This is a genomic window from Brevundimonas sp. (assembly GCF_035626535.1).
GTDB lineage: Bacteria > Pseudomonadota > Alphaproteobacteria > Caulobacterales > Caulobacteraceae > Brevundimonas.
Genome location: NZ_DASPNO010000029.1, coordinates 1 through 21,546, shown reverse-complemented (window position 1 = coordinate 21,546; position 21,546 = coordinate 1). Strand labels below are relative to the sequence as shown.

The 21,546-nt window shown below is 70.8% G+C and carries 21 protein-coding genes and 1 tRNA gene; 13 read left to right on the top strand and 9 right to left on the bottom strand.

The genetic code is table 11. The features are described 5' to 3' along the window. The first annotated feature begins 17 nt into the window (after nucleotides 1-17). Entirely contained in the window at nucleotides 18-215 is a 198-nt protein-coding gene (locus VEC04_RS04020; RefSeq protein ID WP_324774077.1) for a hypothetical protein, read from the top strand. Here the strand turns inward: VEC04_RS04020 and VEC04_RS04015 are convergent. Continuing rightward, complete coding sequence (locus VEC04_RS04015; protein WP_324774075.1) at nucleotides 212-1,162, bottom strand: class I SAM-dependent methyltransferase; 951 nt, start codon at nucleotides 1,160-1,162, stop codon at nucleotides 212-214. The genes VEC04_RS04020 and VEC04_RS04015 overlap by 4 nt on opposite strands. After that, nucleotides 1,162-2,076, bottom strand: coding sequence for an iron-containing redox enzyme family protein (locus VEC04_RS04010; RefSeq protein WP_324774073.1), 915 nt, complete (start codon nucleotides 2,074-2,076; stop codon nucleotides 1,162-1,164). The genes VEC04_RS04015 and VEC04_RS04010 overlap by 1 nt, the downstream gene beginning before the upstream one ends. 162 nt (nucleotides 2,077-2,238) lie before the next feature. Between VEC04_RS04010 and VEC04_RS04005 the strand changes: the two genes are divergently transcribed. From VEC04_RS04005 to VEC04_RS03995, 3 genes are read left to right on the top strand one after another with little or no spacing between them, the layout of a single operon-like run. Beyond that, on the top strand, nucleotides 2,239-2,433 hold the full coding sequence (locus VEC04_RS04005; RefSeq protein ID WP_324774071.1) for a hypothetical protein: 195 nt from the start codon (nucleotides 2,239-2,241) through the stop codon (nucleotides 2,431-2,433). A 23-nt stretch (nucleotides 2,434-2,456) separates the two neighbouring features. Further along, complete coding sequence (gene cphA, locus VEC04_RS04000; protein ID WP_324774069.1) at nucleotides 2,457-5,192, top strand: cyanophycin synthetase; 2,736 nt, start codon at nucleotides 2,457-2,459, stop codon at nucleotides 5,190-5,192. Further along, complete coding sequence (locus tag VEC04_RS03995) at nucleotides 5,185-6,015, top strand: cyanophycinase (protein ID WP_324774068.1); 831 nt, start codon at nucleotides 5,185-5,187, stop codon at nucleotides 6,013-6,015. The genes cphA and VEC04_RS03995 overlap by 8 nt, the downstream gene beginning before the upstream one ends. Before the next feature lie 44 nt (nucleotides 6,016-6,059). On the opposite strand, the gene VEC04_RS03990 is transcribed toward VEC04_RS03995, so the two are convergent. Further along, nucleotides 6,060-6,136 (bottom strand) — tRNA-Arg (locus tag VEC04_RS03990). A gap of 161 nt (nucleotides 6,137-6,297) precedes the next feature. On the opposite strand from VEC04_RS03990, the gene VEC04_RS03985 reads away from it, so the two are divergent. Next, nucleotides 6,298-8,067, top strand: a complete 1,770-nt coding sequence (locus tag VEC04_RS03985) for a gamma-glutamyltransferase family protein (RefSeq protein ID WP_324774066.1) — start codon at nucleotides 6,298-6,300, stop codon at nucleotides 8,065-8,067. 3 nt (nucleotides 8,068-8,070) lie between these two features. Here VEC04_RS03985 and VEC04_RS03980 read toward each other — a convergent pair whose 3' ends face one another. Both VEC04_RS03980 and VEC04_RS03975 read right to left on the bottom strand, forming a co-directional pair. Beyond that, nucleotides 8,071-8,943, bottom strand: coding sequence for a lipid A-modifier LpxR family protein (locus VEC04_RS03980; RefSeq protein ID WP_324774064.1), 873 nt, complete (start codon nucleotides 8,941-8,943; stop codon nucleotides 8,071-8,073). A gap of 110 nt (nucleotides 8,944-9,053) precedes the next feature. Beyond that, entirely contained in the window at nucleotides 9,054-10,085 is a 1,032-nt protein-coding gene (locus VEC04_RS03975; RefSeq protein WP_324774062.1) for a 2'-deoxycytidine 5'-triphosphate deaminase, read from the bottom strand. Nucleotides 10,086-10,190: 105 nt separating this feature from the next. Here VEC04_RS03975 and apaG point away from each other — a divergent pair, with 105 nt between their 5' ends. Beyond that, on the top strand, nucleotides 10,191-10,598 hold the full coding sequence (gene apaG, locus VEC04_RS03970; protein WP_324774060.1) for a Co2+/Mg2+ efflux protein ApaG: 408 nt from the start codon (nucleotides 10,191-10,193) through the stop codon (nucleotides 10,596-10,598). 397 nt (nucleotides 10,599-10,995) lie between these two features. Here the strand turns inward: apaG and VEC04_RS03965 are convergent, their stop codons facing one another. Further along, complete coding sequence (locus VEC04_RS03965) at nucleotides 10,996-11,514, bottom strand: GcrA family cell cycle regulator (protein WP_324774058.1); 519 nt, start codon at nucleotides 11,512-11,514, stop codon at nucleotides 10,996-10,998. Nucleotides 11,515-11,755: 241 nt separating this feature from the next. Between VEC04_RS03965 and VEC04_RS03960 the strand changes: the two genes are divergently transcribed. Further along, nucleotides 11,756-12,577 carry an ABC transporter permease gene (locus tag VEC04_RS03960; RefSeq protein WP_324774056.1) on the top strand — a complete coding sequence of 274 codons (822 nt, stop codon included), beginning with the start codon at nucleotides 11,756-11,758 and terminating at the stop codon, nucleotides 12,575-12,577. Here VEC04_RS03960 and VEC04_RS03955 read toward each other — a convergent pair. After that, on the bottom strand, nucleotides 12,574-12,783 hold the full coding sequence (locus VEC04_RS03955) for a hypothetical protein (RefSeq protein ID WP_324774054.1): 210 nt from the start codon (nucleotides 12,781-12,783) through the stop codon (nucleotides 12,574-12,576). The two genes, VEC04_RS03960 and VEC04_RS03955, sit on opposite strands and share 4 nt — an antisense overlap. Before the next feature lie 135 nt (nucleotides 12,784-12,918). Between VEC04_RS03955 and VEC04_RS03950 the strand changes: the two genes are divergently transcribed. The 3 genes from VEC04_RS03950 to argF all read left to right on the top strand — a co-directional run bounded on the left by VEC04_RS03950 (nucleotide 12,919) and on the right by argF (nucleotide 16,087). Beyond that, complete coding sequence (locus VEC04_RS03950) at nucleotides 12,919-13,812, top strand: M28 family metallopeptidase (protein WP_324774052.1); 894 nt, start codon at nucleotides 12,919-12,921, stop codon at nucleotides 13,810-13,812. 125 nt (nucleotides 13,813-13,937) lie between these two features. Next, a complete protein-coding gene (locus VEC04_RS03945) occupies nucleotides 13,938-15,131 on the top strand; it encodes an aspartate aminotransferase family protein (protein WP_324774050.1) in 1,194 nt (397 codons plus the stop codon). Between the two features lie 41 nt (nucleotides 15,132-15,172). Next, entirely contained in the window at nucleotides 15,173-16,087 is a 915-nt protein-coding gene (argF, locus tag VEC04_RS03940; protein ID WP_324774048.1) for an ornithine carbamoyltransferase, read from the top strand. A gap of 3 nt (nucleotides 16,088-16,090) precedes the next feature. Here the strand turns inward: argF and VEC04_RS03935 are convergent, their stop codons facing one another. Both VEC04_RS03935 and VEC04_RS03930 read right to left on the bottom strand, forming a co-directional pair. After that, nucleotides 16,091-16,600, bottom strand: coding sequence for a pyridoxamine 5'-phosphate oxidase family protein (locus VEC04_RS03935; RefSeq protein ID WP_324774046.1), 510 nt, complete (start codon nucleotides 16,598-16,600; stop codon nucleotides 16,091-16,093). Nucleotides 16,601-16,661: 61 nt separating this feature from the next. Continuing rightward, nucleotides 16,662-16,871 carry a hypothetical protein gene (locus tag VEC04_RS03930; protein ID WP_324774044.1) on the bottom strand — a complete coding sequence of 70 codons (210 nt, stop codon included), beginning with the start codon at nucleotides 16,869-16,871 and terminating at the stop codon, nucleotides 16,662-16,664. Between the two features lie 220 nt (nucleotides 16,872-17,091). Here VEC04_RS03930 and VEC04_RS03925 point away from each other — a divergent pair, with 220 nt between their 5' ends. From VEC04_RS03925 to VEC04_RS03915, 3 genes are all read left to right on the top strand, one after another. Then, nucleotides 17,092-19,938 carry a hypothetical protein gene (locus tag VEC04_RS03925; RefSeq protein ID WP_324774042.1) on the top strand — a complete coding sequence of 949 codons (2,847 nt, stop codon included), beginning with the start codon at nucleotides 17,092-17,094 and terminating at the stop codon, nucleotides 19,936-19,938. Between the two features lie 233 nt (nucleotides 19,939-20,171). Then, entirely contained in the window at nucleotides 20,172-21,095 is a 924-nt protein-coding gene (locus VEC04_RS03920) for a sulfite exporter TauE/SafE family protein (RefSeq protein WP_324774040.1), read from the top strand. After that, nucleotides 21,092-21,546 (top strand): TIGR02186 family protein (locus VEC04_RS03915; protein ID WP_324774038.1); only part of this gene is annotated, 455 nt, incomplete at its 3' end. The genes VEC04_RS03920 and VEC04_RS03915, both read left to right, overlap by 4 nt.

The following is a 21,546-nucleotide window of genomic DNA, read 5'->3' as shown; positions in this document are numbered from 1 at the left end:
CGGGAAAGGAGAGAGCCATGGGACTTACCGATCAGGTCATCCGCGAGACCGAGGCCGCCGCGGACCGAACCCGGGACGACGATCTCGGCGACGTCGAACTGGTCATCCGCCGCTGCCGGGCCGGCGACCTGACCGAGAACGAGGCGTTCGAGGACATCGAACGGATCGTCCGCCGCCGCGACCCGATCGAGATCTACCAGAAGTCCTGGGGTTAGGCGGCGGTCAGCACCGCGCCCACGGCAGCGATGCGCTCGACGTCGCGATAGGCGGCCTGACGCAGCACGCCTCCGAACACGTCCGGGTCGATCTCCTCATAGTTCAGCCGTAGCCCGTGCTCGCCGGCGAGGCGCGTCAGCGACTCGCGGATGTGATCCCGTCCTCCGACGATGGCGCTGCCTGTGTAGAGCAGGAAGCGGCCGCCGGGAGCGAGGCGGGCGATCCCCGCCCTGACCCACTCCAGCGCCAGCGCCGCGCCCCTCTGGCCGCCGCCGTCGCGGTAGGTGCGCCCGTCCTCGCTGGCTACGTACGGCGGGTTGGCGGTGATCAGGTCGAAGGCCGCCGGCTCTGGCGGCAGGCTGCTGCATTTCAACAGTTCCACCGGCACGTCGGCGTGGGCGATGTTGACGCGGGCCAAGGCCAGGGCGCGGCCGTTGACGTCCGTGCCCAGCACCCGCGCCGACGGTTGCGCGGCGGCGAGGGTCACGGCCCCGACGCCCGCTCCGATGCCGATGTCGAGCGCGGTTTCGAACCCCGGCGACGCCTCCAGTTCCCGGCGCAGGAAGCGGACGTAGCGATAGCTGTCGGGCCCGAGAAATACCGCGTCCCGGTCTCTTGTCGGCGCCGAATGGAGATACAGCCGACCGTCGACCGTGCTCACCCGGATGTCGAGGCGCAGCCCGTCCGGACTCGACCAAACGACGTCGGCGCGCCGCAGCAGATCGAGCAATTCCGGATCCAGCAGGCCGGGCGCGAACGGGCGGGACCATCCGAAGATGTCGCGCAGGGCGTCGGCCGGTCCCGCCGGCGCCTGCTCGCGCACCCACGCATGGGTGGCCGGGGTCGGCATGACGAACTGGTAGCTACGCGCCTCCAGGCGGCCGAGAAGCTCCAGAAGCGCCGCGGCTGCATCGGCGGCGGCACAGGGTGCGGCGACGGCGTCCATCAGGCCGACTGCAGAACCTGCTCCGGCCCCCACAGATGGTCCCGATAGGCTGCGAAGCAGCGCTCTCCGGCGCGCAGCCGCATCACCGCGCCCTCGGCGAGACTGCGGATCACCTCCGGCCGTTCCGCGGCGAGGGGACGCAGCACCTCCTCGTTCCAGGTGCGGGAGTGCTCGACGTCGAGGGTGGCGTGGAGGGCGAAATATTTGCGCTCGCCGCCGACGCCGAGACGCTTCAGCCCGGCCGCGACATGCGCCGCCCGCCACGGCGCCGTGAGCTCCACCGCGCCCAGCGCTCCCAAGGCGTGGTAGGCGTAGCGGCGCGTCGTGGAGAAGGCGACCAGGGTGTTGCCCAGCGCCAGCGACGGCCACACAGTCTCCTCGATGGTCGGCGTCAGGTTCAGGGCCCGGGCCAGCCTGTCCAGCATAGGGCCATGCATTCCGCCTTCGTTGCCGCGGCCCATTTCGTCCCAGTAGTTGCGGGCGAGTTCGAGCTTCGGGCGCGTCGGCATCTTGACCTGGGCGTAGGCGACCAGGTCCTCGAACCCGGCCTCGCCCGCCACCTCCTGCAGCAGGAACCAGCGCATCTCTTCCAGCGTCGCCGACTCGGCCAGCCACGGGAACAGCGGATCGTTCTCGCCCGGGCCGGATCCCTTCAGCGCCTCGAACCAGGCGATGAAACCCTCCACGTCGTCGGGCAGGGCCTGCAGGTAGGGCGCCGCATCGGCGCGCATGCGCTCGACGAAGCCGCCCTCCAGCAGGATCATCTCGGCGTCCTCGCGCGCGTCGGCCATCCAGCCGGCGTAAGGCACGCCGGGCGCCAGGCGGCGATTGTTCCAGCGGGCCAGGGCGCGGTGAAAGGCAGCCGGATCGGCCACGTCGTTGATAGCAGGCGTGTTCAAGGTTGCAGCGCTCATGACAAGGCTCCCTGTCGAGGGATGGCGAACCGGGAATACGCGTCCGCGACCGCCCGGTTCCATTCGACAACAGGTTGTTTGCGCACGGCATTTGTCGGGTGTCGGACATTGGAACTCCTTGTCGTCGCTGGCATTTCCCGAGTCCTGGTTTCGGGGATGCAGATGCAGCACGACGGTTATCACTGGAGCATACGACCTTCGGGCGAGGCCTGGCGCTGGGACGTCCGGGAGCGGCACGGCGGACGGCTGGTGCTCGAGGGTGAGGCTCCGTCGCGGGCCATCGCCGCGGCGCTCGTCATCCGCGCGGTCGCGCGCGGCGTGACGGACCCGGTCGAGGCGCGGGGTGTCGCGGTATGACCAAGGCCTTGACCCACCGGCCCATGCGGATCCTCGAACACGGGGTCTATCGCGGCCCCAACCTCTACAGCCACCGGCGCATGGTCCGGATCCAGGTCGATCTGGGCGATCTGGAGGACTGGCCCACCGACCGGCTGCCCGGCTTCGCCGGCGCCCTCGTCACCGCCCTGCCCACGCTGGCCAGTCACGGCTGCTGCTACGGCGAACCGGGCGGCTTCCTGAAGCGCCTGCGCGAAGGCACCTGGATGGGCCATGTCGTCGAGCACGTGGCGCTCGAACTGCAGTCGCTGGCCGGCGCGCCGACCACGCGAGGCAAGACGCGGTCGGTCAAGGGCCGGCCCGGCGTCTACAACGTCATGTTCGCCTACGACGACGAAGACGCCGCCCTGGTGGCCGGGCGGCTGGCCTTCCAGATCGTCGACGCCCTGCTGCCGCCGGAGCGGCGCGGGATCGAGGGTCTCGAGACGATCACGTCCGGTGGAGTCGATCTGTCCGGTGTCGATACAGTCCCGGCCGCCGTGCCGCTGGTCGAGGCCGCCCGCCGCCGCGGGATGTTCGGGCCGAGCACCCAGGCCCTCGTCGACGCCGCCCGCCGGCGCGGCATTCCGGTGATGCGGCTTAACGACCAGAGCCTCGTCCAGCTCGGCTGGGGCGCCAACCAGCGGCGGCTGCGCGCCAGCGTCACCGACCGCACCGGCCTCGTGGCGTCGGAACTCGCCGGCGACAAGGCCCAGGCGAAGGCGCTGCTCGAGGCCATCGGCTGCCCGGTGGCCCGGGGAATCGTGGCGCGGACGCCGGAGGATGCCCTGGCCCGGGCGAAGCGGCTCAAGCGGCCCCTCGTGGTCAAGCCGCTCGACGGCAATCACGGCCGCGGCGTCACCACAGGCCTGCGCACCGACGAGGACATCGTGGCGGCCTTCGCCCTGGCGCAGCCCCACAGCCGCCGGGTCATCGTCGAGGAGGAGCTGCCCGGCCGCGACCACCGTATCCTCGTCGTCGACGGCCAGGTCGTCGCCGTGGCCGAGCGGGTCCCCGCCCATGTGATCGGCGATGGGGTCCGGACCGTCGCGGAACTGGTCGCCGAAGCCAACGCCGACCCCCGCCGCGGCGACGGTCACGAGAACCTGCTGACCCGCATCCGCCTCGACGACCAGGCGGCCGCCGACATTCTCGCCCGTCAGGGCCTCGGCGTGGACAGCGTGCCCGCCGAGGGCCGTTTCGTGGCCCTGCGCACGACCGCCAATCTGTCCTCCGGCGGCGTGGCCATCGACCGCACCGACGTCATCCATCCGGACAACGCCGCCATCGCCCGCCGCGCCGCCCTGGCCATCGGCCTCGACGTGGCCGGCATCGATCTTCTGGCGCCTGACATCAGCCGTTCGATCCGCGAGACCGGCGGCGGCATCGTGGAGGTCAACGCCGCGCCCGGTCTGCGCATGCATCTGGCCCCGTCCGAGGGCCAGCCGCGCGACGTGGCCGAGCCGATCGTGCGGATGATGTTCCCGCGCGGCGCCCAGGCCCGCATTCCGGTGCTCGCCGTCACCGGCACCAACGGCAAGTCCACCGTCGGCCGGATGCTCTCGCATATCTTCCGGCACACCGGCCGGACGGTCGGCCTGACCAACACCAGCGGCGTCTACGTCAACGACGAGCGCGTCTTCGCAGGCGACGCCAGCGGGCCGAAGAGCGCCCGCATGATCCTGCGCGACCCCACCGTCGAGGTGGCGGTGCTGGAATGCGCCCGTGGCGGCATCCTTCGCGAGGGCCTCGCCTTCGACAGCTGCGATGTCGGCGCCGTGCTGAACGTGCAGCCGGACCATCTCGGATTGAAGGGGATCGACACCCTCGAGGACCTGGCCGCGGTAAAGTCGGTGGTCGTCGAGGCCGTGGCGCGGCGCGGCGTCAGCGTGCTCAACGCCGACGATCCGCTGACCCTGCGGATGGCGAAGCACGCGGGGGGCCGCGTCTGCTGGTTCTCCATGCGGGGAGGCCACGAAACGCCGGGCTTCCTGCTCAAGCATATCGGCGAGGGCGGGCTGGCCGTGCTGTACGACGCCGCGTCCGGCGAGATCACCCTGCACGACGGCGGCGTCGCCAGGGCGGTGTGCAACGCGCGGGCCATTCCGGCGACGCTGAACGGCGCGGCCCTGTTCAACATCCAGAACGCGCTGGCGGCCGCCGGCATGGCTTACGGCGCGGGCGTGGAGCCGGCCGTCATCGGGGCCGCGCTCGGCGGCTTCGCCTCGACCTTCGAGCAGAACCCGGGACGGCTGAACGTCTACGACGGCCACGGCTTCCGGGTCATCCTCGACTACGCCCACAATCCCGAAGGAGTCCGCGCCCTCGGCCGTATGATCTCGGCCATCCGGCCTCCGTCGGGGCGCACGATCGGCATGCTCAGCGTGCCCGGTGACCGGCGCGAGGAGGAAATCCTCACTGTCGGCGAAATCGGCGCCGAGTATTTCGATCAGCTGGTGTTTCGGGAGACGCCCGATAACCGGGGGCGCGCCGCGGGCGACGTTATCCGTCTGATGACCCGGGGCGCGCTGGCCGCCGGCGCCGAGCCGGCGCGGATTCATGGATACCACCGCGAGGAAGACGCCGTGGAGGCCTGTCTGCGCATGGCGCGGCCGGGAGACCTCGTCGTCCTGCTGCCCACCCGCATCGAGGCGGTCTGGCGCCAGATGCTGGACTTCCGGCCCATCCCGGCGGCGAACGGCGCCCCCTCGGGCGCCATGCTGGAGCCGCCGCATGGCTGAGCCCGGCGCCCTGATCGCCATCGGCGGCCATGAGGACAAGGAGCATGATCGGGTCATCCTGAAGGAGGTCGCCCGGCGACTGAGGGGCGGGCGGCTGGTCGTCGCGACCGTCGCCTCGCATGAACCCGAAGGCTATTTCGAGAGCTACCGCGAGGCCTTCGCGGGCCTCGGCGTGGCCGATCTCGTCGAGCTCTACGTCGAGGAACGCTCGCAGAGCCTTGAGGGCTCCGCCCTTGAGGCCCTCGACGGCGCCGGCGGCGTCTTCTTCAGCGGCGGCGACCAGCTGCGCATCTCCAGCCAGATCGGCGACACTCCCATTGAACGGCGCATCCGCGAACTGCACCAGGCCGGGGCGGTCGTCGCCGGCACCTCCGCCGGCGCCTCGGTGATGAGTGAGACCATGCTGGTCAAGGGCGCCAGCTCGGAATCCTACCGCATCGGCGACCTGCACATGGCCCCCGGTCTTGGCCTGATCCGCGACCTGATCATCGACCAGCATTTCGCCGAGCGCGGCCGCTACGGGCGGCTGCTGGGCGCCGTGGCGCACAATCCCCGCCTGCTGGGCGTCGGCATCGACGAGGACACCGCCATCGTTGTCGAGGGCCGGAAATTCCGCGTCATCGGCAGCGGCGCGGCCTATGTCGTCGACGGCGAGCAGGCGACCCACTCCAACATCGCCGAGGCCCGCGCCGAGCGCGCCCTGTCGATGTTCAACGTCTGCATGCACGTCCTGTCGAGCGGCGACCGCTTCGACCTCGACACCCGCGCCCCCACCGCGGGGAAGCACGAGGACGGCGCCGACGCCCGCAGGGACCGGGACTAGCTGCAAGGGACGCGGCCGGGTCATCAGCGATGTCAGGAAGAAAATGGCGCGCCCGGAACGATTCGAACGTCCGACCCTCAGATTCGTAGTCTGATGCTCTATCCAGCTGAGCTACGGGCGCGCTTGGCCGCGAACGGCGAGGGCGGGTCTTTAGCGGACGGGCGGCGGGGGAGCAAGACCCGGTTGGCGGCTTTCGTGCGGTGATTTCGCGACCGGGGGTTTCGCCGCGGCGGCGGGCGCGCCAAGTTGCAGGCCTCCCCCTTCCGCCCGTCTGGACCCTCCATGCGCCCACGCCCGCCGTTCCTGCTTTCGTCCGCCCTGCGCCCCCTGATCGCCCTCGCCGTCGGGGCGAGCCTGGCGCTGACGGGATGCGCCGGCGGGAGCGGCGGAACGGTCCCGGCCACGGCGCCCGCGGCCGCGCCGGCGCCCCAGGCGCGCGGGCCCTTCGTGGCGGCGGCCAATCCGCACGCGGTCGAGGCGGGGCTGGCGGTGCTGCGCCGCGGCGGCTCGGCGGTCGATGCGGCGGTGGCCGTGCAGGCGGTGCTCGGCCTGGTCGAGCCGCAGTCCTCCGGCCTCGGCGGCGGCGCCTTCATGATGCTCTACGACGCCTCGACCGGGGAGGTGACCAGCTACGACGGCCGCGAGACCGCCCCGGCCGCGGCGACCCCCGAGCTGTTCCATGAGAACGGCCGTCCGCTGCCCTTCGACGAGGCGGTGCTGAGCGGGCGTTCGACCGGCGTGCCGGGTGCGGTGGCCCTGCTGGCCATGGCCCAGGCGGAGCACGGGCGGCTGGCGTGGAGCGACCTGTTCGGCGACGCGGAGCGGCTGGCGCGCGACGGCTTCGTGGTCAGCCCCCGGCTGGCCGGCTTCATCGCCGGCCGCAGCAGTCAGGCGCGGACCCGCTGGGCCGAGGCCTATTTCACCAGGCCGGACGGGACCCGCTACGTGGCCGGCGACGTGCTGCGCAATCCGGCCTACGCCGAGACGCTGGCCGAGCTGGCGGCGGGCGGCGCGCACGTCTTCTACGAGGGGCGGATCGCGCGCGAGATCGTCTCGACCGCAGGGGAGGGGCCGCGCCCCGGCGCCCTGACCGCGGCCGACCTGGCCAATTACGAGCCGCTCGAGCGCGGGGCCCTGTGCCGGCCCTACCGCATCTACGTGGTCTGCGTGCCGCCGCCGCCGTCCAGCGGCGTGGCCGTGCTGCAGCTGCTGGCCATGGCCGAGCTGACGCCCGACATCCTCGAGGGGCCGCGGAGCGCCGACGCCTGGACCGCCTTCGCCCAGCTGCAGCGGCTGATGTACGCCGACCGCGACCGCTACGTCGGCGACCCGGGCTTCACCGGCGTGCCGGTGCAGGGTCTGCTCGATCCCGACTACGTGGCCGCCCGCGCGGCGCAGGCGCCGACGCTGGTCGGCGCGGCCGAGCCCGGCTTCCCGCCCGGCGGCGTGTTCACCGGCCCCGACGCGACCCTGGAGCCGGCGGGCACCTCGCATTTCGTCATCATCGACGCCGAGGGGAACGCCGTCAGCATGACCACCACGGTCGAGAGCGTGTTCGGCTCGGGCCGGATGGCGGCCGGCTTCTTCCTCAACAACCAGCTGACGGACTTCTCGTTCGAGCCGCTGCGGCCGGACGGCGCACCGGCCGCGAACGCCGTGGCGCCCGGCAAGCGGCCGCGCTCGTCGATGGCGCCGGTGATCATCCTCGACCGGCAGGGCCGCTTCGTCGGCGCGCTCGGTTCGCCGGGCGGGACCTCGATCCTCGCCTACAACGCCAAGGCGCTGATCGCCGTGCTCGACTGGGGGCTGACCATGGAGGAGGCCTTCGCCCTGCCCAATCTGGTGGCGAGGGGGGACGGCTTCGGGGCCGACACGGATCGCTTCTCCGCCGATCTCCGGGAGGCGCTGGCGGCGCGGGGCGTCGTGCTCAAGCCCAACGCCAGCGAGAACTCCGGCCTGCACGGCGCGATCTGGCGTCAGCGGTCCAATGGAGCCTGGGCGTGGGACGGCGCGGCCGACGACCGCCGCGAGGGCGTGGCGCGGACGGAGTGATCCTTATTCCGGCTTGATCGACAGCTGGAAGGCGATCAGCCCTTCGGACACGTCGGTGTCGACGCCGTTGCCCGATCGCAGGCCCTCCGCCTCGATCTCGCGGTAGACCAGTCCGATCGAGCTGTGCACCGGCCCGCGGCGCAGGGCCACGCCCAGCGAGGCGTCGCCGAGGAAGGCGCCGGAGTCGTGGCTGACCCCCGAACGGTTGTAGTCGCCGTCGCGGTCGCGGGCCCAGTTGTAGCCGACCGCGCGGCCCGAGCCGGCGGCGTAGACATACCAGCGGGCGCGTTCCCCGAAGGCCTCCTCGCCCTCGGGGACCAGCCGGTCGAGGTCGCGGCCGATCCTCAGCGTGGCCCCGGCCTCGGTGACCTGCCCCCGGCTGCCGACGCCGACCCCGAGGTGCGGCGACAGGGTGACGTCGAGGCCGTCTTCGGTCTGGCCCAGGGTCTCGGTCCAGCCGCGGGTGTAAGTCAGGTCGTAGTGTTCGGCGTCATAGGCCGCCGGGTCGAGCGGCCCGGGCGGCAGGGGCGAGCCGTCGGCGCGCCGCACGCGCCCCTCGGTGCGCAGCCGCAGGCGGTCGCGGTAGGCGTCGCCTTCGTACCAGATGTCGCTGTTCGAGGCGGCCCAGGTCGAGGAGACGTCCCTGGCCGGGTCGTAGCCCGTCCACCCGTCGCCGCTCCCGTAGGCGGGTTCGCCGGCGTCGAATCGGGCGTCGCGGTCGAGACGGGTCAGAAGGTCGGAAACGGTGGTGGGGCGTTCGCGCTCGACCCGCCAGGGATCGGCGATGGCCTGTTGCGGAGCCGGCGATTCCACAGCGAAGGCCGGGGCCGCACAGGCCGCCGCCGCCACACCCGCACTGAACGCCACAAGACGCATCAACGGTCCCCTCAGTCCGTTAACGTCCCTGACCCTGCACGATCAAGGCCGGAACGCCAACTGACATTTTCCTGTCCGTCGAACGTCCTCTGTGATGTGGCGGTTCCGCCTCAGACCCAGGCGCGGAAATGCTTGGACAGCTTCAGGCCCTGGCTCTGGTAGTGGCTGCCGCCCTCTCCATAGAGCCGCGACGGCCGCTCGGTCAGCGGCTCATAGACCAGCCTTGCGACGATCTGGCCGTGCTCCAGCAGGAAGGGGGTGTCGTGGGTGCGCACCTCCAGCACCCCCTTCGAGCCCGCCCCGTGCGCCTCGTCGGTGCCGAAGCCGGGATCGAAGAAGCCGGCGTAGTGGACGCGAAACTCGCCCACCGAGGGATCGATAGGCGTCATCTCGGCCGCCTGCATGACCGGGATCTCCACGGCTTCCCGCGAGGCGAGGATGTAGAATTCGCCCGGGTCCAGCAGCAGCTCGCCGCGCCTTACGCTCAGCGGCTCCCAGAAGTCGCGCGGGTCGTGGCCGTCGATGCGGTCGAGGTCGACCACCCCGGCATGCCGCCGTCCGCGGAAGCCGACGATGGTGCCGTCGGCGCCCTCGAGATCGACGCCGACGCTGCGGGTCTCCAGCTTGGGCGGCTCGCCGGCCTTGAGCCGCAGCTGATTCAGCCGCGTCCCCGGCCGCACCAGGATCGAGAAGGTCTGCGGCGCGATCTCCAGGTACAGCGGCCCGTCATAGCCCTCGTCCACGTCGTCGAAACTGGCCCCGCGGTCGGTCAGCAGGCGCACGAACACGTCCACCCGTCCGGTCGAGCTCTTCGGATTGGCGCGCGCGATCAGCCCCTTGGGCAGGGTCAGCCGCTCCTGCAGCCGGGCGATGTAGACGCAGCCCTTCTCCATCACATAGCCGGCCGACAGGTCGATGGTGTGCATGGCCACGTCGGCGATGCGGTCCTCGACCTTGCGGTGGCCCGGCAGGAACGACGCCCGCACCCGCCACGCCTGATCCGAGAGCCGCAGGTCGAGACTGGCTGGCTGCACCTGGTCGGCGTCGAACGGCGTCTCGGAGGCGATCGCGCCGCCGGCGATCAGGGTTTCGATGGATTGCGAAGGCAGGATGCCGGGGAGGGAGGTCGAAAAGCTCTGCATCGTTTCCGATTACACGATTCCGCGTCCCGTCTCCCCCATAGTGTCGGCCCCGGCGCCGCCAGTGAAGCCGCTTGACCTGCGGGCCGGTTGCGCGACCATGGCCGGATGCACGACACGCCCGCCTACGAAGCCGAGACCGAAGGCGTCCTCGTTCGCGTCCGGCCCAGCTATCTGGCCGGCCAGTCGGATCCCGACGGCGGCCGCTGGGTCTGGGCCTATCAGGTCGAGATCGTCAATCTCGGGACCGAGCCGGTCCAGCTGATGGCCCGCCGCTGGGTCATCACCGACGGGCAGGGCCGGGTCGAGGAGGTGCGCGGGGCCGGCGTCGTCGGCGAGCAGCCGGTGATCAAGCCGGGCGACAGCTATTCCTACGCCTCGGGCTGCCCGCTCGGCACCCCGACCGGCTCCATGGTCGGCGGCTACTATATGACGGACGCCTCGGGCCGCTCGTTCGAAGCCGCCATCCCCGCCTTCAGCCTCGACGTCCCCGGGGAGCGGCGGGTGCTGAACTGAGTGCCGAGCGAGCAGGGTGGCTCGCATCCCGTCATCCTCGGGCTTGACCCGAGGATCAGACCATCCGGTGCTCAGTCGTTGACGCACAGTTGCGGTCGCAGGGCCATCGCGTCGGCACAGCCAGGCTTTGCCTCCGATCCTCGGGTCAAGCCCGAGGATGACGGTGGACGATGTGGGGAGAGGGCGAGGGGGCTGCGTCAACCCGGAGAACCGCAGCCCCGCCCCTGACTCACCGCCGCGAGCGGGTGCGGCGGGAGGCGGACGGCGGCCCCTCTAGGGGCCATTCGTGTCGGTCGTTCGACCGAAAAGCGACAGGCGCGCGAAACCAATGTCCGCGCGCCCTGGAAACCGCGCTCAAGCAGCCGCCGACCGCGTCGGCGGCGATAGCGCCCTTCTTCTAGATGTATCGGCGCAGGCTGCGGGCCAGTTCGGAGGCGCTGTCCTTGCCGCCCTTGCGGACCTGCGGTTGGTAGGCGACTCGCGCGTGCTCGACGCAGTAGACGCCTTCCGAGGCGCGGCGGCCGCAGAAGCTGAATTCGGTCGAGGACGGATCGCCAATCGGCCATTTGCACATGTGCGCGCCCAGGGTCATGACCGTGGCGGTGCCGGGCAGATCGGGCATCGGGGCCGGAACCTGCGCCGCGGCGGGACGCGGCTGGACCGCCTCGATGCGGCGCGGGGCCGACGGGGCCTGGGTCGGCTGCGCGGCGGGCCGCGGACGCGACGGACGGAAGGTGGCGCGGGCCGGCTGCGAGGGCGCGGCCCGGCCGGACAGGCCGAGACGGTGGACCTTGCCGATGACGGCGTTGCGGGTGACGCCGCCGCCCAGCTGTTTGGCGATCTGGCTCGCCGACTGGCCTTCCAGCCAGAGCTTCTTCAGCGCGCCGACGCGGTCTTCAGTCCAGCCTGCGGTCATAGCCACCCTCCGGGGTCTCGGATTCAACATATGGGGTCGAGACTGCCCTCCCGGGGCCGCGACCTACCACTAATCGTAAACCAGACCCTAACAGACGCAATATGTGCGAATCAGTCCGTCCACAGAAACCAGATGTGGGGTGGAGACGGATCGGATGCGGTCCGTCGACGAAAACGCGCCGCTGTCGGGCCCAGCGGCTAGCCCCTTGCGCAGCCGCCGGCGCCAGCGCATCTGGCCTCCCATGACCGACCTCGCCTCGACCCGCCCCTCCGGCCTGCCCCAACCGCGCAGCTATCCGGGCGTCAACTGGATCGGGGTGCGCACCCTCTACCTGCGCGAGGTCCGCCGCTTCTGGAAGGTGGGCGCCCAGACCGTGGCCGGGCCGGTGGTCACCACCCTGCTCTACATGATGGTCTTCGTGGTCGCCCTGCAGGGGTCGCGGCCGCCGCTGCACGGCACGCCCTTCGCCGAGTTCGTGGCCCCGGGCCTGATCATGATGGCCATGCTCAACAACGCCTTCGCCAACGCCTCGTCCAGCCTGATCCAAGCCAAGGTGATGAATACGGCGACCGACTTCCTCACCCCGCCGCTCAGCCCGCTGGAGCTGACGATCGGCTTCTCGCTCGGGGCGGCCACGCGCGGTCTGGTGGTCGGTCTGGTCACCGCGGTCTGCGTGCTGCCCTTCGCCCGGCTCGGCATCGCCAACATCGCCGCCATCGTCTGGTTCGGCGGTCTGGCCTGTCTGATCATGGGCATGCTCGGCGTCTTCGCCGGCCTTTGGGCCCAGAAATTCGATCAGCTGGCGGCGGTGCAGAACTTCGTCATCATGCCGATGACCTTCCTGAGCGGCACCTTCTACCTGGTCGAGCGCCTGCCTGAGCCGTTCGCCACCATCAGCCACTTCAACCCGGTCTTCTACCTGATCGACGGCTTCCGCTACGGCTTCATCGGCCAGGCCGAGAGCACGCTGTGGATCGGCTTGGTCATGTCCGCGGCCCTCAGTCTCGGCATGGCCGTCGCCTGCTGGCTGGTGTTCCGCTCGGGCTGGCGGCTGAAGAGCTAGGCGTTCCCGCGCCCCCGGTCGTTCGGGTCCACGGCCCCGCCCGGTCCGGCGTTGTTCTCGACATCGCCCTCGACCGTGCTGTCGCCCTCGATCTCGTCGAGGCCGTCGCGCCGGTTCAGGCCGGCCGACTGGCCGATGCCGGGATTGCGCTTCAGGTCGTCGGGGCCATTGACCGGTTGATGCTGCGGGTCGGGATGATTGGACATGGCGAACTCCTTTCGTGCGGGTCAACCGGCCGCCCGCCGGCCGGTTCCGGCGCGGGCCCGCCGCGTGACCGCGTTTTAAGGTGCGCCGGACGGGCGGGCGCGCTAGCCATGGCGCCACGTCTTAAAGGGGGTTCCATGCTGTTCCGTAGTCTCGCCGCCGCCGCGGCCCTTCTCGCCGTCGCCGCGCCCGCCGCTGCGCAGGATGTCGACCTCCGTGCCCAGGTCGCCGCCTATGTCCAGCCGTCCAACGAGGCCCGCACCCGGGTGGTGGTCGAGCAGCTGCGCGCCGCCGGCTTCGAGCCGACCGTCGAGACCTTCGCCGGCGGTAATCGCCAGACCGGCGAGATGGAGGGGCGCAACGTCGTCGTCGCCCTCGGGGAGGGCGACCGCGAAATCCTGCTCACCGCCCACTATGACGCCGTCGTGCTGCGTGACGGGACCATGTCCCACGGGGTGGTCGACAACGCCGCCTCGGTGGTCGGCGTCATCGAGGCCGCGAAGATCCTGCGCTCGAAAAACCTGAACCACCGCGTGCGCATCATCCTGTTCGACCAGGAGGAGCTCGGCCTTATCGGCGCGCGCAAATGGATCGAGGCACATGGCCTCGACAACGTCGCGGCGGTCGTGAACTCCGACGTCGCCGGCTATGGCGATACGATGATGTACGGCCAGAACAACGGCGCGCAGTCGGCCTTCGTCACCCGCGCCGTCCAGGAACTGTGCGCCGAGCGCGCCATGCAGTGCGTCGGCTATCCGGTCTATCCGCCGTCCGACGATCGCGCCTTTTCGGCCGCCGGCGCGCCGGTGGTGTCGCTCGGCTTCCAGGACGAGGTCGGCGCCCACCAGATGTGGCTGGCCTTCAACGGCGGCGAGACCAACGGCCTGGCCGAGGGCTTCGTCCCGCGCGTCTTCCAGCTGATCCACTCCGCCGACGACACCATGGAGCAGATCGACCCCGCCACGGTGAAGACCGCCGGCGAGGTCTATGCGGCGCTGATCGAGCGGCTGGACGCGCAGCTGTCGCACTGACGCCGCCGTGCGAGCGGGGCGGTGTTGACTAAGCCCGCCCCCCGTCCGACAAGGCCCTGCCCTTTTTCCCAAGCGGTCCCGACGCATTTCGCGCCGGGGCCGTCTCGCTTTTGGAGGTCCATTCCGTGTCCACTGAACATCTGATGGGTGTCTACAACCGCGCGCCGCTGGAGGTGGATCGTGGTCAGGGCGCGCGTCTGTGGGCGAAGGACGGCACGGAATACCTCGACTGCGTCATGGGCATCTCGACCAACGCGCTGGGCCACGCCCACCCGGTGCTGGTCCAGGCGGTCAAGGATCAGGCCGAGAAGCTCTGGCACGTCTCCAACATCTTCAAGATTCCGGGCCAGGAAGCCCTCGCCGACGCCCTCTGTGAGAAGAGCTTCGCCGACGTGGTCTTCTTCACCAACTCGGGCACCGAGGCCGTCGAGTGCGCCCTGAAGACGGCGCGCAAATACCAGGTCGCCGCGGGCGCGCCCGAGCGGATCGACATCTACGGCTTCGACGGCTCGTTCCACGGCCGCACCTACGGCGCCATCAACGCCGCCGCCAACCCGTCCTACACCGAAGGGTTCGGCCCGAAGATGGAGGGTTTCCACCAGCTCGTCTGGGGCGACCGCGAGGCGCTCGAGGCCGCGTTCCGCAGCCCGACCACCTGCGCCATCATCCTTGAGCCGGTGCAGGGCGAGGGCGGCTGCCGCGCCACCCCCGACGAGGACCTGCGCTGGATGCGCCAGATGGCCGACGACAACGGCGTGCTGATCATCTTCGACGAGGTCCAGTGCGGCATGGGCCGGACCGGCAGGCTGTGGGCCCACGAATGGGCCGGGATGACGCCGGACATCATGGCCATCGCCAAGGCGCTCGGCGGCGGCTTCCCGATCGGCGCGTGCCTCGCCACGCGGGAAGCGGCGAAGGGCATGACCGTCGGCGTGCACGGCTCGACCTTCGGCGGCAATCCGCTGGCCATGGCCGTCGGCGCCGCCGCCTTCGCCGAAATCTCGAAGCCGGAGACCCTGGCCAACGTCAACGAAATCTCCGGCTACCTGAAGCAGCAGCTGCACGGCCTCGCCCAGCGCTTCCCGGACGTGATCGTCGACGTACGCGGCAAGGGCCTGTTGATCGGCGTCAAACTGGTCCCCAACAACCGCGAATTCATGGGCTGGGCCCGGGACACGCAGCAGTTGCTGGTCGCCGGCGGCGGCGACAACTGCGTGCGCATCCTGCCGCCGCTGAACCTCACCCTCGAAGAGGCGCGCGAGGCGGTCGAACGCTTCGAACGCACCTGCGAGGTCGCGCGCGGCAAGATCGCCGCCTGAACTGCGGCCTGACAGATCGGCCCGATTAAACGGAGGGACCGATGGTCCGCCACTTTCTCGACCTCCACCGCCTCGACGCCGCCGAACTGCGCGCCATCCTCGACGACGCCCACGCCCGCAAACAGGCGCGCAAGGGCTGGCCGAAGGGCCGCGTCGACGCCGACGCGCCCGCCCGTGACCGCGTCCTCGCCATGGTGTTCGAAAAGAACTCGACCCGCACCCGCTTCAGCTTCGACGCCGCCATCCGCCAGCTGGGCGGGGCCTCGATCATCGCCAACGCCGGCGACATGCAGCTCGGCCGCGGCGAGCCGGTCGAGGACACCGCCCGTGTCCTGTCGCGCATGGTCGACGCGGTGATGATCCGCGCCAACGACCACGAGGATGTCGAGCGCTTCGCCCGCGTCGCCACGGTGCCGGTGATCAACGGCCTGACCGACCGCTCGCATCCGTGCCAGATCCTCGCCGACATCATGACCATCGAGGAGGCCCGCGGCCCGATCGCCGGCAAGACCATCTCCTGGGTCGGGGACGGCAACAACGTCTGCCACAGCTTCATGCACGCGGCGCCGAAGCTCGGCTTCCACCTCAACGTCGCCTGTCCGGCCGACTACCACCCGGACCTGCACGACCTCGCCAAGGGTGGCAATCACGTCACCCTGACCGGCGATCCGCACGAGGCGGTGCGCGGCGCCGACGTGGTGGTCACCGACACCTGGGTGTCGATGGGCGATCAGGACTACGAGGCCCGGCTCGAGGCCTTCGAGGGCTACGGCGTCGACGACGCCCTGATGGGCGCCGCCGCCTCCGACGCCGTCTTCCTGCACTGCCTGCCCGCCCACCGCGGCGAGGAAGTCACCGACTCCGTCATCGACGGCCCCCGCTCCCTCGTCTGGGACGAGGCCGAAAACCGCATCCACGCACAGAAGGCGGTGCTGGCGTGGTGTTTCGGGGGCTGACGCCTACTGCAGGTTCACGTCCGCCACCCCGCCCGTCTCCGGCAGGGTCTTCGTCACGTTGGCCCTGGTGATCTCGTAGGCGAATTTGAAGAAGCCGCCCTCGTTGACCCACACCCGGCCGTCGTCGGCGTCGAACCTCAGGATGGTCAACATCCGGTCGTCCCTGCCCTCCGGATACCAGGCCGCCAGCACCGGGTTCCAGTAGCGGTCGATGATCTCGCGGTCGTGGCCGTGCACCGACAGCTGCCCATGAATGCAGGCCCAGACGTTCTGATCCTTCGAGCCGTAGTGGAACATGGCGCTCTGCCCCGTACCCACGGCGGCGTCCTTCGCCAGATCGGTATCGTCGCGGGTGAAGAACCAGATCGTCCCCGTCTCCTCGTCGCGGAAGGCGGTCATCGGCTGGGCGTGATAGCCGGGTTGATCGAGGCCCAGCAGGCCGGTGTTGGACGTCTTCAGGCTGTCCCAGAACGCCTGTTCGGCTTCGGCGGCGGTCAGAGTCTTGTCGGCCATGGCGGCGTCTCCTGATCTTCGGGGGTTCGATCAGGAATGGCCCTCGGCCCGGCCGGTTCCGCTATACCGGCGGTCGCTGCGGCATGCCGAGCAGGGCCGCGAGGTGGACCACCAGCACCACGACGACCGCCGCCGCCAGGATCATGATGAAGCGCCACGGCACCATGCGGATGCCCAGGTGCGGCTGCGACGGCCGGGCCCCGCGCCAGCCTGCGAAGACCGACAGGGCGACGGCGGCGGCGAGCAGGACGAGGGTCACGGTCAGACTCATTCGCGCCAAGTGGCCCACCGGAGACGCCTCGGCAAGCCGTCGGAGTCCTTTCCGACCCGTTAATCTTCACGAGGCGTTAACGGGTGCGGCGCGAGACTCTTCGTCGGTGTACGGGCTTTCCACAGGAAGATGGGTCAGACCCTACATCTTGGGGTTAACCACGCGTTTACACCCCTGATCTGGATGGGTAGCGTCGAGTCAAAGGTCGGGAGGCGAATCAGTGAGCGCAGCCGCGCCGTGGAGCGTAAAGGGCATCGAGCCCCGGGCGCGCGAGATCGCCAAGGACCTCGCCCGCCGCTCCGGCATGACGCTGGGCGAGTGGCTCAACACCATGATCATGGAAGACGGCGACGACGAGGAGGGCGTGGTGCCCCTGTCGCGCCGTCCGCACGCCGCCGACAGTTATGAACGCCGCGGCCGCAGCCGTCGCGTCGACGACGCCTACGGCGCCGCGGAAGAGCCGTGGCAGCGGCTGAGCGCCTCGATCGACGCCATCGCCTCACGCCTCGAAGCCGCCGAGCGTCGCTCCACCGTCGCCATCCAGGGCGTCGACCAGGCCGTTTCCGGCCTCGTTCGCCGGCTCGACAGCCAGGACGAGGCGGGCCGCTCCTACGGCCGCCGCATCGACGACATCGCCGAGGAGCTGCGCGAGGGTCATCGCCGGCTGCGCAAATTCGAGCAGGAGGTCGGGCCGAAGACGGCCGAGACCTTCGGCAAGGTTGAGACGACGCTGGGCGCGCTCGCCGGCCGGCTCTACGACATCGAGGAGCGCCAGCGCGGCAGCGTCAACGAACTGCGCCAGCGGATGGACGCGGTCGAGAAGGTCGCCGGCCCCGGCGCGGGCGCCGATCTCCTCGCCCAGGTCGGCCAGCGGCTCGACCAGGCCCAGAGCCGCACCACCGAGGCCCTGCGCGGTCTCGAACGCTCCTTCGCCGATCTCGACCAGCGGCTGCGGGCCGCCGAGTCCCGCGTCGAACCGGAAAGCGTCCGCGAGGCGGCCCGGTTCGAAAAGCTGGCCGAGACGCTCAGCCGCCAGGTCGAGGCCAACCGCGCCGAGATGATGCGCCGGATGGACACGGCCGAAACCGAAGGTCGCATGGACCGGATCGAGCGGGCCGTTCTGGCCATCGGCGATCAGGTGAAGGCCTCCGAAGAGCGTTCCGCCCGGGCCGTCGAGGCCATGGGCCGCGAGGTCCTGCGCATCGCGCAGAACCTCAATGGCCGGGTCGGCAAGATCGAATCCGACGCCCCCGCCCGTCTCGAAAAGCTGGGCGAGACCCTGACCCGCAAGGTCGAGTCGGACATGGGCCGTTTCGCCCAGGGCCTGGAGCAGCGGCTCGTCGCCGCCGACGACCGCCACGCCATGGCGCTGGAGAAGCTGGGCGGCGAGATCACCCGCATCTCCGACCGGCTGAGCGAGCGGATCGCCCAGTCCGAACGTCGCTCGCAGCAGGCGCTGGAAGACATCGGTCGCCGCCTTGCCGACAGCTCGAACAAGATCGAGCAGCACTACGACCGCGCCTCCGGCGAACTGGCCGAGCGCATGCGCCTGTCCGAAGAGCGCACCGCCGCCTTGATCGCCGAGGCCCGCGAGAACATCGGCCGCCGCGCCGATTCCGCCCCGCCGGTCGAGACCGCCCGGTCCGACTGGCGCGCCGCCGCCTTCCCGGACGCGGCCTTTCCCGACGCGGCCTTCCCGGACGCTGGCTTCGACAATGGCTTCGATGACCCGGTCTTCGCCGAGCAGCAGGCCTGGTCGGCCGATCTCGCCCCGCCAGATCCCGAGCCGGCGCCCCGAGCCGGCGGCGAGGTCCTGACCGCCGACACCGTCTTCGACGCGGTGATGCGCGGGCCGGCCGCCGACGCGGCGCCGTCCGCCCCGTTTGGCAGCCGGGCCGCTGAGCCGTCGATGTCGCTGGCGGAGGAAGTCGGCCCCGCGCCCCGGACGCCGCAGCAGGCCCCGTCCTTCGCTGCGACTCCCGCGCCCGGCCCCGCGCCCGGCCCCGTATCGGCGCCGTCCTCCTTCGGTCAGGGTTTCGGCGGCGCGGACGTCTCCGACGCGCTGGCGGCCACCGCGCCCCAGGCCTTCGACGCCGGTCCGGACGAGTTCGCCGGCGAGACCGATTTCGTCGATCCGCGCGCGCTGCGCGCCGCCGCCGCCCAGGGCCGGGCCTCCTCGACCCGTCTGGCCATCGACGCGGCCCGCGCGGCCATGGCGACCCCGGAGGAGGCCGCTCCGGCGCGCTCCGGCTTCGGCCTCAAGCGCGGCGGCAAGTCGAAGCTGCAGGAACGTCTCGACAAACAGGCGTCCAAGGGCGGCGACACGGTCCGCAAGGCGCTCGGCGCCTCGGCCGTGGCGGTTCTGCTGACAGCCGGCGGCGCGGCCGCCTTCGGCGAACTGACGGGCACGGGACTCCGGATTCCCGCGCTGACCGGACTGCCTGGACTGGGCGGCGCGGGCGCTCAAGGCGAAGCCCCGCCGATCGCGGCGCTGGCCGCCGTTCCGGCGGAGCCCTCCCCGGATGACCAGGCGCGCGGCGCCGAACTCTACCGCCAGGCGATCGAGCAGCTGGACGCCGACAACGCGGCCGGAGCCGAGACGCTGAAGCAGGCCGCCGGTCTCGGCTTCGCCCCCGCCCAGCTGCATCTGGCCAGCCTCTACGAGAACGGCGCGGCCGGCCTTGACGCCAACCCGGCCGAGGCCCGCGTGTGGGTCCGCCGGGCGGCCTACGCCGGCGACGTCCGCGGCATGCACAACTACGGCATGTACCTCTTCGAAGGCATTGGCGGCGCCCGCGACCGGACCGAGGCCCTCGAGTGGCTGCGCCGGGCGGCCGAAAACGGGCTGGTCGACAGCCAGTTCAACGTCGCCAAACTGTATGAGACCGGCGACGAAGGCATCGAGCGGGACCTGCCTGAAGCCTACAAATGGTACCTGATCGCTGCGCGCGCCGGAGATGGCGACGCCGAGGCGGCGGTCGAGCGGCTGCGCGCCGGCCTGCCGGCTGCGGAGCGCGGCGCGGCGCGGGCCGCGGCGGACGCCTTCCAGGTGGAGCCTCTCGCCTGATCAGAGGGTTCGCCAGGCCATTTTTGCTTCAGGTCGAATCGGCCTGAATCCAAAAAATGGTCGAGAATTGATGCTGGAGCGGAATCCGAACCGGGATGGACGGGGTCCAACCCAACCGATTTCGCTCTAGCCTTTCTGGCGCATACGGTGGCGGTGGCCGCGGGGTGCGTATAGGACACGTTCACCGTCGCCTTTCCGGCGCCTAGCCTCAGTTCCAGCCGAAGGCGCGTCCTTTGGATATCTACCTGCCGATCGCCGAGGTTTCGGTGAACTGGCCGCTCCTGGTGCTGCTGGGAGCGACGGTCGGATTCGTGTCCGGCCTGTTCGGCATCGGCGGCGGCTTCCTGATGGCGCCGATCCTGATCTTCCTCGGCATCCCCCCCTCGGTCGCGGTCGCCAGTCAGGCCAGCCACGTGGTCGCCTCCTCCACCTCGGGCGTGATCGCCTACACCCGTCAGAAGGCGGTCGACTGGCGGATCGGCGGCGTCATGGCGGGGGGCGGTGTCCTCGGGGCGCTGCTCGGCGTCGAGCTGTTCCGTTACCTGCGCCTGCTCGGCCAGGCCGATCTGGCGGTGGCCCTGTCCTATCTGCTGTTCCTCGGCGCCATCGGCACGCTGATGCTCTACGAGAGCCTCGGCCAGATCCTGAGGCGCATCCGCGGCGAGGTCACCCCGCACAAGGAGCGCCGCCGTCCGCTGTGGCTCTACGGCCTGCCGCTGCGGATGCGGTTCCCGCGCTCGGGCCTCTACATCAGCGCCATACCGCCGTTCGCCCTCGGCGCCGTCGCGGGCGTCCTGTCAGCGATCATGGGGGTGGGCGGCGGCTTCATTCTCGTCCCGGCCATGCTCTACGTGCTGCGGATGAAGGCCAGCGTGGTCGTCGGCACCAGCCTGTTCCAGATCATCATCACCACAGCCATGACCACCATCCTGCAGGCGGGTCGGAACCAGACAGTCGACATCGTGCTGTCGACCATCCTGCTGCTCGGCGGCGTGGTCGGCGCCCAGTACGGCGCCCGCTGGTCGGGGCGTTTCCGGGCCGAGGAACTGCGCGCCGTGCTCGGGCTGATCGTGCTGCTGGTCGGCATCCAGATGGGGCTGGAACTGTTCGTCCGCCCGTCCGACCTCTTCGGCTTCGCTCCGGGAGCGGCCGAATGATCCAGGCTCTCCCCCCGCCACCGCCCGCCGTCGAAGCCCCGGCCCCCGAGCGGTCGGTGGCGACCCAGAACCAGCTGCGCGTCGCCGCCGCCCTGACGGACGCCCGCGTCAGCGTGGACTCCAGCTTCCGGGGCGCCTCGATCGTCCTTTATGGCGCGGTTTTCAATCCGGGCGACCAGCCGACCGACGTGGTGGTCGTGGTGCGCGGACCCGACGCGCCCGTTCGTCTCGTCAAGAAGACCCGCAACATGGGCGTCTGGCTGAACAGCCGCCCGGTCGTGTTCGAGGGCGCGCCCGGCTTCTACATGACGGCCTCGACCCGGCCGCTGGCCGACATTGCCGACTTCGGCGAGCTGCGGCGCCTCGGCGTCGGCGTCGACCACCTGCGCATCAACGCGCCCGAGGAGAGCCGCACCGTCACCCGTTACGGCGTCCGCGACGTCGTCGTCAG

Coding starts and splice junctions, on each gene's coding strand:
- VEC04_RS03935 (WP_324774046.1), bottom strand. CDS start 16,600: ATGGCCGACAAGACTCTGACCGCCGCCGAAGCCGAACAGGCGTTCTGG.
- VEC04_RS04015 (WP_324774075.1), bottom strand. CDS start 1,162: ATGGACGCCGTCGCCGCACCCTGTGCCGCCGCCGATGCAGCCGCGGCG.
- VEC04_RS03950 (WP_324774052.1), top strand. CDS start 12,919: ATGCTGTTCCGTAGTCTCGCCGCCGCCGCGGCCCTTCTCGCCGTCGCC.
- VEC04_RS03995 (WP_324774068.1), top strand. CDS start 5,185: ATGGCTGAGCCCGGCGCCCTGATCGCCATCGGCGGCCATGAGGACAAG.
- VEC04_RS03960 (WP_324774056.1), top strand. CDS start 11,756: ATGACCGACCTCGCCTCGACCCGCCCCTCCGGCCTGCCCCAACCGCGC.
- VEC04_RS03955 (WP_324774054.1), bottom strand. CDS start 12,783: ATGTCCAATCATCCCGACCCGCAGCATCAACCGGTCAATGGCCCCGAC.
- VEC04_RS03965 (WP_324774058.1), bottom strand. CDS start 11,514: ATGACCGCAGGCTGGACTGAAGACCGCGTCGGCGCGCTGAAGAAGCTC.
- apaG (WP_324774060.1), top strand. CDS start 10,191: ATGCACGACACGCCCGCCTACGAAGCCGAGACCGAAGGCGTCCTCGTT.
- VEC04_RS03985 (WP_324774066.1), top strand. CDS start 6,298: ATGCGCCCACGCCCGCCGTTCCTGCTTTCGTCCGCCCTGCGCCCCCTG.
- VEC04_RS03980 (WP_324774064.1), bottom strand. CDS start 8,943: ATGCGTCTTGTGGCGTTCAGTGCGGGTGTGGCGGCGGCGGCCTGTGCG.
- argF (WP_324774048.1), top strand. CDS start 15,173: ATGGTCCGCCACTTTCTCGACCTCCACCGCCTCGACGCCGCCGAACTG.
- VEC04_RS04010 (WP_324774073.1), bottom strand. CDS start 2,076: ATGAGCGCTGCAACCTTGAACACGCCTGCTATCAACGACGTGGCCGAT.
- VEC04_RS04005 (WP_324774071.1), top strand. CDS start 2,239: ATGCAGCACGACGGTTATCACTGGAGCATACGACCTTCGGGCGAGGCC.
- cphA (WP_324774069.1), top strand. CDS start 2,457: ATGCGGATCCTCGAACACGGGGTCTATCGCGGCCCCAACCTCTACAGC.
- VEC04_RS04020 (WP_324774077.1), top strand. CDS start 18: ATGGGACTTACCGATCAGGTCATCCGCGAGACCGAGGCCGCCGCGGAC.
- VEC04_RS03975 (WP_324774062.1), bottom strand. CDS start 10,085: ATGCAGAGCTTTTCGACCTCCCTCCCCGGCATCCTGCCTTCGCAATCC.
- VEC04_RS03930 (WP_324774044.1), bottom strand. CDS start 16,871: ATGAGTCTGACCGTGACCCTCGTCCTGCTCGCCGCCGCCGTCGCCCTG.